This window comes from Microcoleus sp. B4-C2 (assembly GCF_036705265.1).
Taxonomy (GTDB): Bacteria; Cyanobacteriota; Cyanobacteriia; order Cyanobacteriales; family Microcoleaceae; genus Microcoleus.
In genome coordinates, this window is sequence record NZ_JAUBUB010000133.1 from 308 (window position 1) to 15,086 (window position 14,779).

Sequence of the window (14,779 nt, forward strand, 5' to 3'; positions counted from 1 at the left end):
GCCGTCTAATATTATGTCCGGTCGATTACCAGAAATCAGGTAGGGGCGGGTAAACCTGCCAATATCGGCCCATAATTGACCATCTCAAAAACCCGCCCGGCCGAGATATTATGGTCAATGTTGATTGCCGTCTAATATTATGTCCGGTCGATTACCAGAAATCAGGTAGGGGCGGGTAAACCTGCCAATATCGGCCCATAATTTACCATCTCAAAAACCCGCCCGACCGAGATATTATGGTCAAGCGATCGGACATGATATAACAAGTCGATGCAGCGAACACTTGAGAGAGCATCGTCGATGGAAATTTATATTATTAAGCAGTATTAATAATTAATAAATTATTCAACTTAACTTTTAGTTAATGTTAAATTTTTTAGACATTAATGGTGTACTTATTCCTGACAGAAGACATGAAACATCGAGCTTGCCAACAGACAGAATGAAATTCAATTCAGATTGCCTTAATCACTTTGAGAATGTCCTTAGTTCCTATCTATCATGCGCGAGTAGTAATTTCATCATCCGGGCGTGAAATATTCCCCTTTGAGGTAATACCGCCATTATTTTCACCAGATATCGCTATCCGTATTATCGGATTCACCCCTTTTCTCAACCCCAAAAATATTCACCAACACAAATATTTACGACACCAGGAAGTTCTTGAGTATCTTCGAGAAAACCAAGCACAAAACTCACCTTGGGTAGCCATTGACAATATTCCAGAACACTATCCGCCAGATGCACCAGTTGTGGCTATTGATGATTACAATGGTTTTGACCAGAACTCAGCAAAGGTACTTTCAGAATATCTAACTTGATTTCAAAGGTTAGGAAAAAAGTATCGAATAGAGAGGGTGAATTTGACATGGAAATGAACGTTGGTGACTTTTTGCACCGACTCGATCTCAGGGGACAAGCACTTAAAGGCACCAACCTTGGCGGTGCGGAACTCCGGGGAGCCAACCTCCGAGGCACGGATCTCCGAGAAACTAACCTCAGCGGCGCTATGCTCAGGTATGCAGACCTGATTGAAGCCGACCTCAGCGGTGCTAATCTCAGCGGGGCGGATTTAGCTGAATCATTTCTTAATTTAGCTAACCTCACTAGAGCTGATTTGACTGGTGCTGTCCTCCGAGAAGCTAATCTCGTAGGAGCCGAATTCACGGGCGCCAACCTCAAACAAGCAAGTTTGATCAAGGCTAATTTAGTAGGAGCAAATCTCCACGAAGCCAACTTAACCAGAGCCAACCTCAGTGGGGCGGATTTACGCGGTTCTCAGTTGAGCGGCGCCATTTTAGACAAGGCCGTATACAACAACCGGACTATCTTTCCCGAAGATATTGATCCGGGTGCAATGGGAGCATTTTTGCTAGCTCCCAATGCTTCTCTCCCTGGCTTAAATCTGGCTATGGTAGATTTGACCGAAGCGGATTTAAAAGGAGCCGATTTGCGGCGGACAAACTTATACAAAGCTATTTTATTTGGTGCCAAACTCGATCGGGCAAACTTAGCAGGAGCCAACCTCAGCGGAGCGGACTTGAGGGAAGCTAGTTTGAGCGGCACGATTTTGGAGAAAGCTGTTTACAGCAACCAGACTTTGTTTTCAGAAGGTATCGACCCCAGTCTGGGCGGAGCTTATTTAATTGCTCCCAATGTATCGCTGCAAGGGGTAAATTTAACCGGAGCCGACTTAAACGGGTCAGATTTAAGCGGAGCTAATTTGAGCGCTTCTAACTTAACTTCGGTCAATCTCAAAAATGTAGACCTCAGCAGAGCTAGCTTAAAAAAAGCTTACCTCAAAGGTGCAAACTTGGAGGGAACTGATTTAAGAGGAGCCGATTTAAGCGGCGCAATTTTACACCAAGTAAACTTGAGTTCTGCTGACCTCCGGGGTGTAGACTTAACAAGGGCTGACCTCAGTGGCGCTAATTTAAGGGATGCCGATTTGAGGGAGACAGATTTCACCGGAGCTACTTTGCTGTTCGCGAACTTGAGCGGGGCAGACTTAAGAGGTGTAGATTTGACAAAAGCTGACCTCAGTGGCGCTAAGTTAAACGAAGCCGATCTCCGAAAAGCAGATTTGATGAGAGTAAATTTGGAGGGAGCAGATTTAACTGAGGCCGACTTGAGCGATGCTCATTTATTCCGAGTTAATCTCAGAGGTGCTAACCTGAAAGGTACTAACCTCAAAGGCGCAAGTTTAAAAGGGGTATTTTTGACCGACGCTTATTTGAGCGAAACGGATTTGACAGATCTAGATCTGAGTCCGACTTTTTTTGAATTGCCACTAGAATCGGAATGGTAATTAGTTGACTGTTAACAATCAAAAATCTACAATCAAAACTCGCCCCGCGAAAATTGCTCGATTATTAACAATCGAAAATCTAAAATCTAAAATCTAAAATGGATCGACCGTTAGGCTCTGTTATTCAAGGTTCCCTGAGCAAGGGATTAGAAGTGCGACTGCACGCCGATGTTTCGGTGGAAGATATGAGGGTGGGGAAATTTTTAGTAGTGCGGGGGGTGCGATCGCACTTTTTCTGTATGCTCACCGACGTGTCTCTCGGAACTTCTAGCGCCCGCATTTTATCGAATCCTCCCAATCCCGACGACGATTTTCTGCTAGCAGTGCTAGCCGGTAGCAGCACCTACGGTACGATCGAACTGTCGCCGATGTTGATGTTGACTGCTGAGAGAGAAAAACAGCAGGCAATTTTCGACCCGACGCAAAACGGCGGAGTTCGCGAGAATAAGCTGGCGTTAGGAAATTTGGCTTCTTTTGAGTCACAAACAGGCGCGGATATTGAGTTGCTGCCTGTCAAAACTATTCCCAGCCACTTTTCGCAGGTGTTTGATGCCAAAGAAAGTGATTTTAGGGCAGTTTTTGGCTGGGAAGATGACCCGTATCGCCGCAATTTTGCGATCGGCAAACCGATTGACATGGACGTTGCTGTGTGCTTGGATTTAGACCGATTTGTGGAACGCAGCAACGGGGTTTTTGGCAAGTCGGGAACGGGAAAATCTTTTCTGACGCGCTTGCTATTGTCGGGAATTATTCGCAAGCAAGCTGCGGTTAATTTAATTTTCGATATGCACTCGGAGTACGGGTGGGAAGCAGTTTCGGAAGGGAAACAGTTCAGCACTGTTAAAGGTTTGCGGCAGTTGTTTCCCGATAAAATGCAGATTTATACCCTCGATCCAGAATCGACTAAACGCCGGGGAGTCCGCGACGCTCAAGAGTTGTTTTTGAGTTTCGATCAAATTGAAGTGGAAGACATCGCGCTGGTGCAGCGTGAGCTAAATTTGTCGGAAGCTAGTATCGAAAATGCGATCATTTTGCGAAACGAGTTGGGTAGCGGTTGGATCAACAAGTTGCTGGAAATGAGCAATGAAGATATTTCAATGTTTTGCGAAGAAAAGCGGGGAAATAAGTCTTCGATTATGGCTTTGCAGCGGAAATTAGAGCGTTTAAACGATTTGAAATACATTCGGAAACGCTGTCCCAAAAATTATGTAACTGAAGTTTTGCAGTGTTTAGATGGTGGGAAGAATGTAGTAATTGAGTTCGGTTCGCACTCGGATTTGCTGTCCTATATGTTAGCGGCAAATGTGATTACTCGCCGCATTCACGAAGCTTATGTACGCAAAGCTGAGAAGTTTTTGCAGAGTAAAAATCCGTGCGATCGCCCGCAGCCATTGGTGATTACCATTGAAGAAGCTCACCGCTTTCTCGATCCGGCGATCGTGCGATCGACTATTTTCGGTACGATCGCCAGAGAAATGCGAAAATACTTCGTAACTCTGCTGATTGTAGACCAGCGCCCGTCAGGAATCGACGCGGAAGTCATGTCGCAAGTCGGAACACGCATCACAGCCTTGCTAAACGATGATAAAGACATTGATGCTATTTTTACCGGCGTTTCGGGAGGGCAGAGTTTGCGTTCAGTTTTGGCAAAACTCGACTCCAAACAGCAAGCATTAGTTTTGGGCCACGCCGTACCGATGCCCGTAGTCGTGCAAACTCGTCCTTACGACGAGCAATTCTACAGGGAAATCGGGGATATTGACTGGCAAGAAATGCCCGATGAACAAGTATTTGCCGAGGCAGAATCTGCTAAAATGGATTTAGGATTTTAGATTGACAACTCCTAGATTCCTTACAGAACTTAGGCAAATGTTACTGTAAATTAGTCTTTGCGAACAATTGGCGATCGCTGGCAATGACAGAAATATCTGATTTTTGCCTCAGTTATAAACTAGAAAGTGCGATCGAACGTCCAAAAAATTAGGCCCCAGCTTTGAGTCAGAAGCTTTTCCCCATTCACCCCCTAACCCCTCATCCCTAACTGCCCAAAATTTGCTTAAGCTTAAACATGATCGAGATGATGGAGCCTAGGGGCACAATGAAAGTCAAACAGGGCAACAGCCAGCCTTTATACACCTTGTCGTTACTCGTAGCAGAATTTGCTTAGCATATTTAAATCAAAATGTCAATAAATATTTTAAACAGTTACTGGCATCTAATACGGCGATCGAGTTCGGTTATCTCGCATCCCACCATCTAGGCAGCGAGAAAATTTCAAGCGATGATGGAACAGAGAGCAAAACAAAGCCCTCGAATAGCATGAGTCTGTTTGCATGAGTATTGTTAAGTTGAGTTGCAGTTAAAACTAACAGGGAATTCAAAACCTTAAGGAAAAATGTAGAATCTTGACCTTAAGACAGAGGTTTTTACTCTTTACGATCCTCAAAATTGGGAATAATATTGAGAAAACTAAACTCTTGCTCCACTTCGCCTTGAACTAGCCGTTAAAGCTAGCGAACTACCGAAAATCGACGGCGATTACTGGAAATCAAGCACAAAAGTAATCCCAAACAAAAAGCTTCTACCGATCGTCACCGATAAACAAGAGGGGAAACATCCCCTTTGTCGCAGTCTTTATCCCACTTGCAAAAGTGGGACAGGGTATCACCAACTTTTTATCTGTTGTTACAAGGAGTGCAATACTCACCCATGTCCACCACAACCCCCAAAAACAAAACAGTGAAAGCCGATCGCATGGGCAGCCGGCCATACTCCTCAACGGATACGGTTCGTACCTATCTGCACGAGATCGGTCGCGTACCCCTGCTAACCCGAGAAGAAGAAATTGTTTTCGGGAAGCAGGTGCAGCAAATGATGAAATTAATCGAAGCAAAACAAGCACTTGCTAAAGAATGGCAGCGGGATCTGACGGATCAAGAGTGGGCTGCCGAAATGGAGTTGACCGAACCTGAACTTAGCCGCATCTTACACATAGGGCGGCGGGCCAAGCAAAAGATGATTGAAGCGAATTTGCGGCTAGTAGTGGCGATCGCCAAAAAATACCAGAAACGCAATATGGAATTCTTGGATTTAATTCAAGAAGGCACCCTTGGTTTAGAACGAGGAGTCGAAAAATTTGACCCGATGCGGGGATACAAATTTTCTACCTATGCCTACTGGTGGATTCGGCAAGCAATTACTCGCGCGATCGCCCAACACGCCCGCACAATTCGATTGCCAATTCACATCACCGAAAAACTCAACAAAATCAAAAAAGTGCAGCGGGAACTTACCCAGCAGTTGGGCCGGTCTCCCTCCCCTGCCGAAATTGCCGCAGCCTTGGAACTGCACCCTTCCCAAATTCGGGAATACCTGCTGATGGCAAGACATCCAGTTTCTTTGGACTTGCGGGTAGGAGACAACCAAGATACCGAACTGCAAGAACTCTTAGAAGACGAAACGGCATCTCCAGACAACTACATTACCTCGGAATTGCTGCGGCAAGACCTCGATACTTTGATATCAGAACTTACCCCCCAGCAGCGAGATGTAATAATTCTGCGCTTCGGTTTGGAAGACGGCACCGAAATGTCTCTGGCGAAAGTCGGAGAACGGTTAAATCTCAGCCGGGAACGGGTGCGGCAGCTAGAACATCAAGCCCTTGCCCACCTGCGCCGCCGCCAATCTCAAGTCCGAGAATACTTGGCTAGTTAGTCACTAAAAAAGTTGAGATTTCTCAAAATCTCAACTTTTTTTTTCGTGTTGGCGCTGCTGGGAAGGATAATTTTATACCAGTTAAAAAAGAATGGACTGTAGGCCGGTGATCCAAACCCTTATGGAATAGGTCACGCCAAATTATTCAATTCTTTAATATAAAATCTCAAATCTAAAATGGTATCATTTGACAATCAAGCATCCAGGATACCCGCCACGTGATTCATCCGTCCAGAAATAAAAAACCTGTATCCGAGAAACTTGCCGAACGTATTTATCTCGCGCAAGTCAATGGTTCAATTCTAAAATCTAAAATCTAAAATCTAAAATCGCGCAATCGATTGACGGGTCGATCGCCCGATCGGGGCGGAGGCAAAATTTGTCCAAACTAATCTTAGATTTAAGTTCAGGAACCGGGCGGGCGATCGTTCATTCAAGTTAATAGCCAACATTAAGCCAAATACCCGGTTTCTCTACAATCTTGGTGAAACTGGTACAAGAGGCGCTTGGAACCAGTTATTTTAAATTTTGGGGTCTGGAGTGGTTTTGACTTATTTGATATTGACAGGAAGTTTAGAAGCGATCGCGATCGTGCTTGCTCTCTCGCCCGGTAACTTGAGCATCGCATTACCCGCAGGCCGATCGCACAACTCGGACATCAAATCCGGCGTTTTTAGCTCGCAATCTCCGCCAAATCCTCCCCCAGATACAGCTAGCACAGGTTTAGCAGATGGCATCTACCTCTACGGCCAGTCGAGCCAGCCAGAGGAAATTAAACAAGAATATTTTGTATTTGAAATGCGACAGAGTAAGGTAGTCGGCGCTTTTTACCTGCCTCGGTCTGCTTTTTACTGTTTTTACGGCACGGGCGATCGAACTCAGTTAAATTTAACAGTAGTGGACACTTACGACGGCAGTCGCTCTCCCTACTCGGTAAATCTGGAACAGTATTACCCAATTTCTACCATCAGCGAGAACGATCATCGCATCTTGGGTCTTTGCACGGAAGCTCACAAAGAGCAGGTGTGGGAAAAGTAGGAAACACGCGCTGCGCCACCAGTCAATAGATTTTAGATTTTAGATTTTAGATTTTAGATTTTAGATTTTAGATTTTAGAATTGAAGAAAGCAACCTCACTGATAAATCGGGCGCCCCCGAACCAAATTGCTTTCGGTCAGGGTTCAGGAAACAGTAGTAAAATTGCTCTTGATTTGAGATTTGAGATTTGAGATTTGAGATTTGAAGAAAGCAACCCCACTGATACATCGGGGGCCCCCGGACCAAATTGCTTTCGGTCAGGCTTCAGGAAACAGTAGTAAAATTGCTCCTGAGTTGAGATTTTGGACGGACACCACACACATGGCAAAATGAAACTGCGTCGGAAAACACTATCGATAATTGGCATTACCATCGCTGGATTGACTGGCATTCTGTATGTCGCCTCCTCAAGCATCCTCTTGGGCAGCCTGATCAAAGCAGAGGAACAAGAAGCCACACAGGTTGTCAAGGGAGTGCTCAGCGTGTTCGGGCAAACTGCCGACGACTTCAACTCGCGCTTTGCCGACTGGTCTGCGTGGGACGACACCTACGATTTTATCCAAAACCGCAACTCAGAATTCATTGACTCCAATTTAATTCCAGAAGGGCTGGCTAATATAAGAGTTAATATAGCCGTATTTGTCAATACTTCTGGCAAAATAGTTTACGGTACAGGTTTAGACAGCGAAAAGCTGAAATTAACTCCTGTTCCAGAAGCATTAAAACAGCGTATTTCTCTAAGCGACCCGCTGTTGCAGCACCCCAACGCCAAAAGCAGCCTCGCTGGTATTATGCTGCTACCGTCAGGGCCAATACTGATTACTTCTCGGCCTATTCTCACGACTAAAAGCACCGGCCCGATCCGAGGTACGCTGATCTTCGGGCGCAATTTGGATGCTGCAGGCATTGCAAAGGTTTCTAAAATTACTCGCTTGCCGCTAATCGTACACAGCGTGAATGAGGCTAGGTTGCCTGCAGACTTTGAGCAAGTGCGGGAGAAACTGTCGGAAAAAAAACCGATTTTGGTGCGTCCTTTAAGCGAAGATTCGATCGCAGGTTACGCCCTGATCCGCGATATTTACAACCAACCTGCGCTGCTATTGCGGGTGGATATTCCCAGAGAAATATATCGGCAAGGTCAAATTAGTTTGCTGTACCTGCTGGTGTCTGTAGCGTTAGTGGGAATTGGGTTGATCGGCTGCACTCTGCTACTGCTAGAGCGTCTGGTGCTGTCTCGGTTGAGCGGTTTAGCGAAAGCAGTCAACCGCGTCAGCAGCAGTCAAGACCTCTCGGTGCGACTACCGGTGACGGGGGAAGACGAGTTGTCCGACCTTGCCCATACTATCAACGGAATGTTGAGTGCGATCGCGATCGCCGAAAGCGAACAACTTGAGGAAAAAGCCCGCTACCGAGCCGTAGTCGAGCAAGCTACAGATTGTATTTTCCTGTGGGACGCTCAAACCAAACGCCTTTTGGAAGCCAATACAGCGTTTAGAGACCTGCTAGATTACAATCTTGATGCGATTTCGCAACTAACTATTTACGATATCATCGCTTACTCTAAAGACCTAATTGACAACAATATCGAGTTACTGCTGACGGACAAACAATTCAGAATTGGCGAAGTTCTCTACCGCCGCCGAGACGGTTCCTGCGTGGATGTAGAAGTGAGCGGGAGCGTGATTTCCTACGGTGGCCGCGAGATTATTTGCACGGTTGTCCGTGACATTACCGAGCGTAAGCAAGCCGAAGCCGAACTACGAGCCTCGGAAGAACGCTACAGACTTTTGTTTAAAAATAACCCCCATCCGATGTGGGTTTACGATTTAGAAACTCAGGAATTTATAGCCGTCAATCAGGCTGCTATCCAACACTACGGCTACACTCGCGACGAATTTCTCAACATGACCGTTGCGGACATTCGTCCCCCCCAATATCTGCCGAAATTGCTAGAAAATATATCCCAAGTAGATGCCGGTATTGAGTTTGCAGGTGTGTGGCAGCACCAGAAAAAAGACGGAACAATTATTGATGTAGAAATTACTTCTTATGCTCTGGTATTTGATAGCAGAAATGCTGAATTAGTGCTGGCTCACGATGTGACCGACCGCTTGCAAGCCGAGGCAGAACTCTACAAGGCAAAGGAAGCAGCAGAAGCAGCTAATTTGGCTAAAAGTCAGTTTTTGGCTAACATGAGCCACGAACTGCGAACTCCTCTGAATGCGATTATCGGTTACAGCGAGATTCTGCAAGAAGAGGCTGTTGATTTGGGCGAAGAAAATTTTGTGTCGGATTTGGAGAGAATTCACAATTCAGGCCAGCTTTTACTTTCCTTAATTAATGATATTCTGGACTTGTCGAAGATTGAAGCTGGTCACGCCGAAATTGAATTAGAAACTTTTGACGTGTCGGAGGCAGTTCAAGATGTAGCCAAAACTGTTGCACCGCTATTTTTGCGAAACACTAATCGCCTGAATGTGGAGTGTCCTAATAATATTGGCGAATTGTATTCCGATCAAATTAAGTTTACTCAAATTTTGTTTAATTTGCTCAGTAATGCAGCTAAGTTTACTCATAAAGGAACAGTTACACTCAGCGTTGAAAGAATTAAAAATGACGAGAATAGTTGGGATTCGGAACAGTTAATTATTAAGTGTACGGATACGGGGATTGGGATTACTCCTGAACAGCTACAAAAGTTATTTCAACCTTTTACGCAAGCGGATGCTTCGACTACCCGCAAGTACGGAGGAACGGGTTTGGGTTTGGCAATAGCGCAGAAATACTCTCAGATGCTGGGGGGAGAAATTACTGTGACTAGCGAGTTTGGCAAGGGGTCAACTTTTACTCTGATGTTGCCAGCATAGCTCGATTTTAGATTTTAGATTTTAGATTTTAGATTTGGTAAAAAGTCCTGACTATAAACAACATAAATACGGTTTGTAGTCAGGGCTTCATATCATGTCCGATTGAGTTACCGCGATTAAAAGGGCGGGTTTTTGAGATTGTCAATTATTGGCAGATATTTTTCGTGAGGGGAGCCCCTACCGTATTAGGGGTAATCGACCGGACATAATATCAGTCCACTCACAATCAGCTTTTAGCTAATTAGGACTAAACTCTTGAAGACCAACAACTTTAATACTCAATACCTGCTTGAGCTTTAATGCCTTGTTCTCGGAATGGATGCTTAACTAAAGTCATTTCTGTCACCAAGTCGGCCCGTTCAATTAGCGCTGGCGGGGCGCCTCGGCCTGTTAAAATAATGTGGGTTTCTTCGGGTTTTTGGTCTAACCCAGAAAGCACTTGCTCTACTTGCAAATAACCTAGTTTTAATGCTATATTAACTTCATCTAGAAGAACTAATTTAAATTCGGGATTGCAGATAAAAGTTAGGGATTTTTCCCAGGCTTTTTGAGCTGTTTCGATATCTCGATCGCGGTCTTGCGTGTCCCAGGTAAAGCCTTCTCCCATTGCGTGGAATTCTAGCTGTTTTTCCCAGAGTTGAAAAACCGCTTTTTCTGCGGGTTCCCAAGCTCCTTTGATAAATTGTACTATAGCGACGCGGTATCCGTGACCGAGCGATCGCACAACCATTCCCAAAGCGGCCGTGGTTTTGCCTTTACCGTTACCCGTATTGACTATAATTAAACCTTTTTCTTTGGAAGAGTTAGCGATTCGCTGTGATTGCACTTCTTGGCGGCGCTGCATTTTCTCTTTGTGTTGTTGGGCTGTTAAGCCAGTGGTTGCAGTAGTTTCTGTATTGGTTTCCATTAGATTTTTTTTAACCGCAGATGAACGCAAATAAACGCTGATAGATGCAAGATGTCAAGTTATTGCCACAGTGTTTTCAAGTTTAGCACGAAACCGGGCAAAACATCTTCTCCTGAAAGTTCTGTTGGACATTCCAAAACTTCTATTTCTTGTCCTTGGCGATAGATTTCGACTCGCCGGGTTTTGCGGTTGATTAACCAGCCTAATTTTACTTGGTTATTCATGTATTCTTGCATTTTGTCTTGAGTATCTTTGAGGCTGTCTGTCGGCGACATTAACTCTAAGACAAAATCCGGGGCAATGGGAGGAAATTTTTGTTTTTGTTCGGGAGTGAGTGCATCCCATCTTGATTTTTTAATCCAAGAGACATCGGGAGAACGGTTTGCACCGCTGGGAAGTTTGAAGCAAGTTGAAGAATCGAAACAAATTCCCAGTTTAGTTTGTCGGTTCCAAATTCCAAAATCAGTAGCTATTTCAAAATTGTAATTTCCGGTTTCTCCTCCTGTGGGTGGCATGACGATTATTTCTCCTTTGGCGTTGCGTTCAAATTTGACATCTGGGTTTTCGCGGCACAGTTGATAAAATTGGTCGTCGGTTATTTTGGCGATCGAGTTGAAGTTGATTGTAACTGCTATCATGGTATTTTATCAGGATGCGTTGGGACTTTTAAGATTATGTATATGAAGGCGGCTCAAGGCCGAGCGATGCAGATGCTGTAAATATTATTAAGGGTTAAGAGGATTTAATGGATATCTTTTTATGCACTTTTGCTCATTATATCACATCCTTATAACTAGCTATTAATAGTTTTATCAAACGCTTTTTGGAGGAAACACTTACAGACATACCAATAATAAAATGCAATGTTGATTTCGCTAAACAGTTTAGGTAGTCCCTCTAGTAAACTGGAGAATATTTTGTTTTTTATATGCAGGGCATCGACGCCGATCGCAAAAAACAACAAGCCTACACCCGCTAACAATATTTGGTAGGGAGTTAACTGTAGTTCTCGCCGAAAAAACCATCCGTAGGAGGACAAAACAACGGCGTACAAAAGACTTACTCCTAGCTTAGGAATTCCCCCTGCTACCATATATATATGAATTCTGTAAATTTCATTTAGTAAAAATCCACCTGTTAACAAAGCCGAAAACAGAATAAATCGATTTTCTGAAGTGCGCGGTTGAATACTTTGAGCTAATTTATAGGTAAAAGTACAAACAATGACGGGTACAGAACATAAAATCTGGAAAGTCCGAGTTAACAAGGCGACATTGGGATGGGGATAAGCATAAGGTGGCAAGAATAAATCGCTGACTTTTAACCCTGAAACTTGAGTGAAAAATATCAGTATCGCCACCACAAATAAGGATAAACAATTGAGTCTAACAACCAAACGAGAAATAGTCATAAGCAATTAACACCAAAAATTAGGTTGACTGCCCAAATCAAAATAAATTATATCACCAATATCTCTGGATATTTTGCTACACTGAATCATGAGTGTTATCAAAACAAGGAGACAGTCATGCTGTCAGTGAAAGAAGCAGAATCAATCGTTCTAAATTTGGCGCAACCCCTCGACAGTCAGCGGGATGTAGAAACTGTAGACTTACTGGCAGCATCGGGGCGCATTTTGGCTGCGGCAGTCACTGGTTCCCTGGATTTTCCTTATTGGGATAATTCAGCAATGGATGGGTACGCGGTGCGGTTTGCGGATGTGGAAAACTGTAGCGCCGAAAAACCAGTGGTACTCGAAGTAGTTGAAGAGATTCCAGCCGGATATCAGCCTCAAAATACCGTCCAATCGGGGCAAGCGGCGCGAATTTTTACGGGTGGGGTGATGCCTGCGGGCGCTGATACGGTGGTAATGCAGGAAGAAACGAGGCGAGAGGGCGATCGTATTTTTATCTTAGTTTCTCCTGAAAAACCGCAAGCATTTGTCAGACACAAAGGCGCTTTTTATCAAGCAGGAACAACTTTGCTAACTCCCGGTACAGTTATCAACGCCCCAGAAATGGCAGTGTTAGCAACTGCCCAGTGCATTCAAGTTCCCGTTTATCGGAGGCTGCGGGTGGCAATTTTTTCTACTGGTGACGAATTGGTATCGCCAGACGAACCTTTGGCACCGGGGAAACTGGTAGACTCGAATCAGTATGCTTTGACAGTTTTGTTGGCCCAAATGGGATTTGAACCGATTCGATTGGGCATTGTTCCTGATAATGAAGAGGCGTTAAACAAGGCGATATCCGGGGCTGTTGCGACGGCGGATGTGGTACTTTCTACGGGGGGCGTCTCGGTAGGAGACTACGATTATATTGAGAAAATATTGGGGGATTTGGGAGGAAAAGTTCACATTAGTTCTGTGGCGATTAAGCCGGGGAAACCTTTAACTGTTGCTGGGTTTAAACGATGTGAAAAAAATCAGGACTCGCCGAGTTTGAGTTCGCATTGTCTCTATTTTGGTTTGCCGGGAAATCCGGTTTCGGCTTTAGTCTGCTGTTGGCGGTTTGTTGTGCCTGCTTTGAGAAAGATGTCTGGGCTTGCCCTGGATGCTTGGGGGCCGGAGTTTGTCAAAGCTAGGTGTAATGCTGAATTGCGATCGCACGGCCGACGCGAAACTTATGTTTGGGGTAAACTACATTTAGTTGCCGGAGTCTGGGAATTTGAACCTGCTAGCGGCAGCCAAAATTCAGCGAATTTAATTAACCTCGCCAATACAAGTGGTTTAGCAGTTTTGCCACCAGGGGACACCTGGATTGTACCGGGCGAATTCGTGGAAGTTTTAAAAGTTAGTCATTAGTTAGTTGTTATTGGTTATGTGTTATTGGTTCGGTATAAGTTCATGTAAAATATTAACTACCAGCCGGGAAGTCCCTCGGTATATTTAGAGGGGATTAATCTGAGCGCTGCGCGAAGTACCCCGTTGGGAATTACGCCCGCGTGATGAAAGGCTCGTCGGGTGTAGGTACGGAAACCGACAATTAGACATTGCGAGTACCTTTAACTTTGATGTACTTCCTAGATATTAAAACAAAAGAAATGGTATATTAAGGTAGGTCGAAAAAAGAAGCTAAAAATGCAACTCACTTACAAATACCGCCTCAAACCAACCAAGCCCCAACTATCAACTATTGTGGCTCATTTAGAACTCTGCCGTCGGCAGTACAACTACCGAATCGGCGAAAGATTTAGGTGGTGGGAAACCACGAGAACACCTATCAACGCCTGCCCATTGATTGTTTCGATAGTCCCTGTTGAGGAGATTTATCGAAATATTCCCTTGACTAGAGTGCAAACTAGGGATGGCAGAAAAAAGGATGAGTCAGGCAATCCTCTAACCAGGAAAGGTGATGTTTTCTCAAACATTGAAGGCGGATATGTACAGTGGCAGACGATACAATTAGCTGACCTGAAAAACACTAAAAAACTATTTCCTGACTACAAAGCGTTGGATTCTCAGGTTTTGCAAGATGTCGTCAACAGAGTTGAAACTTCCTTTTCAAATTTCACCACGCCCGACAAAAACGGCAATCGTAGAGGTCAGCCCAGATTCAAAGGGCTTCAATACTACAAATCCTTCACTTATCCTCAACTAGATAACTTAGATATTGTCAAGGACGAGCAAGATAGGATTTGTATTAGTCTCGCCAAAATAGGTCAAGTGCCTATGGTTTTCCACCGTCCAATACCAACAAAGTTCAAAGTTAAGACGGGTACAGTTATCTCAGAAGCGGATGGGTGGTATATTTCCCTGACGCTAGAAGATAAAACGGTTCCCGTAACGGTTGCAGAAATTCAGCCGACGGTCGAAAATACTGTTGGCATTGATTTGGGAGTCACTAATTACGTCTATCTTTCCAATGGCGAAAGAGTTGAGAATCCTAGATTTTTGAGGAAATCGGCTCAGAAATTAGCAAGGCTTCAAGCGAAGTTAGCTAATAG

The 14,779-nt window shown here is 44.6% G+C and carries 11 protein-coding genes; 8 read left to right on the forward strand and 3 right to left on the reverse strand.

Annotated features, from left to right (window positions below):
- The first annotated feature begins 479 nt into the window (after positions 1-479).
- The 6 genes from QUB20_RS26200 to QUB20_RS26225 all read left to right on the forward strand — a co-directional run bounded on the left by QUB20_RS26200 (position 480) and on the right by QUB20_RS26225 (position 9,927).
- A complete protein-coding gene (locus QUB20_RS26200; protein ID WP_333250675.1) occupies positions 480-821 on the forward strand; it encodes an HAD domain-containing protein in 342 nt (113 codons plus the stop codon).
- Between the two features lie 47 nt (positions 822-868).
- Positions 869-2,308 carry a pentapeptide repeat-containing protein gene (locus QUB20_RS26205; RefSeq protein ID WP_333250677.1) on the forward strand — a complete coding sequence of 480 codons (1,440 nt, stop codon included), beginning with the start codon at positions 869-871 and terminating at the stop codon, positions 2,306-2,308.
- 98 nt (positions 2,309-2,406) lie between these two features.
- The gene (locus tag QUB20_RS26210; protein ID WP_333250679.1) at positions 2,407-4,140 is read left to right on the forward strand and encodes an ATP-binding protein; all 1,734 of its coding nucleotides are present in this window, start codon (positions 2,407-2,409) and stop codon (positions 4,138-4,140) included.
- An 877-nt stretch (positions 4,141-5,017) separates the two neighbouring features.
- Positions 5,018-6,022 carry an RNA polymerase sigma factor, RpoD/SigA family gene (locus QUB20_RS26215; protein WP_333239307.1) on the forward strand — a complete coding sequence of 335 codons (1,005 nt, stop codon included), beginning with the start codon at positions 5,018-5,020 and terminating at the stop codon, positions 6,020-6,022.
- 540 nt (positions 6,023-6,562) lie between these two features.
- Positions 6,563-7,060 carry a hypothetical protein gene (locus QUB20_RS26220; RefSeq protein ID WP_333250682.1) on the forward strand — a complete coding sequence of 166 codons (498 nt, stop codon included), beginning with the start codon at positions 6,563-6,565 and terminating at the stop codon, positions 7,058-7,060.
- A 329-nt stretch (positions 7,061-7,389) separates the two neighbouring features.
- The gene (locus tag QUB20_RS26225; RefSeq protein ID WP_333250684.1) at positions 7,390-9,927 is read left to right on the forward strand and encodes a CHASE4 domain-containing protein; all 2,538 of its coding nucleotides are present in this window, start codon (positions 7,390-7,392) and stop codon (positions 9,925-9,927) included.
- A gap of 271 nt (positions 9,928-10,198) precedes the next feature.
- Here QUB20_RS26225 and cobO read toward each other — a convergent pair whose 3' ends face one another.
- The 3 genes from cobO to QUB20_RS26240 all read right to left on the reverse strand — a co-directional run bounded on the left by cobO (position 10,199) and on the right by QUB20_RS26240 (position 12,245).
- The gene (gene cobO / locus QUB20_RS26230; protein ID WP_333250686.1) at positions 10,199-10,834 is read right to left on the reverse strand and encodes a cob(I)yrinic acid a,c-diamide adenosyltransferase; all 636 of its coding nucleotides are present in this window, start codon (positions 10,832-10,834) and stop codon (positions 10,199-10,201) included.
- 59 nt (positions 10,835-10,893) lie between these two features.
- Positions 10,894-11,472 carry a Uma2 family endonuclease gene (locus QUB20_RS26235; RefSeq protein WP_333250688.1) on the reverse strand — a complete coding sequence of 193 codons (579 nt, stop codon included), beginning with the start codon at positions 11,470-11,472 and terminating at the stop codon, positions 10,894-10,896.
- A 155-nt stretch (positions 11,473-11,627) separates the two neighbouring features.
- Positions 11,628-12,245 carry a hypothetical protein gene (locus tag QUB20_RS26240; protein WP_333250690.1) on the reverse strand — a complete coding sequence of 206 codons (618 nt, stop codon included), beginning with the start codon at positions 12,243-12,245 and terminating at the stop codon, positions 11,628-11,630.
- Positions 12,246-12,362: 117 nt separating this feature from the next.
- On the opposite strand from QUB20_RS26240, the gene QUB20_RS26245 reads away from it, so the two are divergent.
- Together QUB20_RS26245 and QUB20_RS26250 are read left to right on the forward strand one after the other, a co-directional pair.
- Positions 12,363-13,637 carry a molybdenum cofactor synthesis domain-containing protein gene (locus tag QUB20_RS26245; RefSeq protein WP_333250692.1) on the forward strand — a complete coding sequence of 425 codons (1,275 nt, stop codon included), beginning with the start codon at positions 12,363-12,365 and terminating at the stop codon, positions 13,635-13,637.
- Between the two features lie 276 nt (positions 13,638-13,913).
- Positions 13,914-14,779, forward strand: an 866-nt coding sequence (locus tag QUB20_RS26250) for a transposase (RefSeq protein WP_333250694.1), incomplete at its 3' end; no start/stop codon positions are given.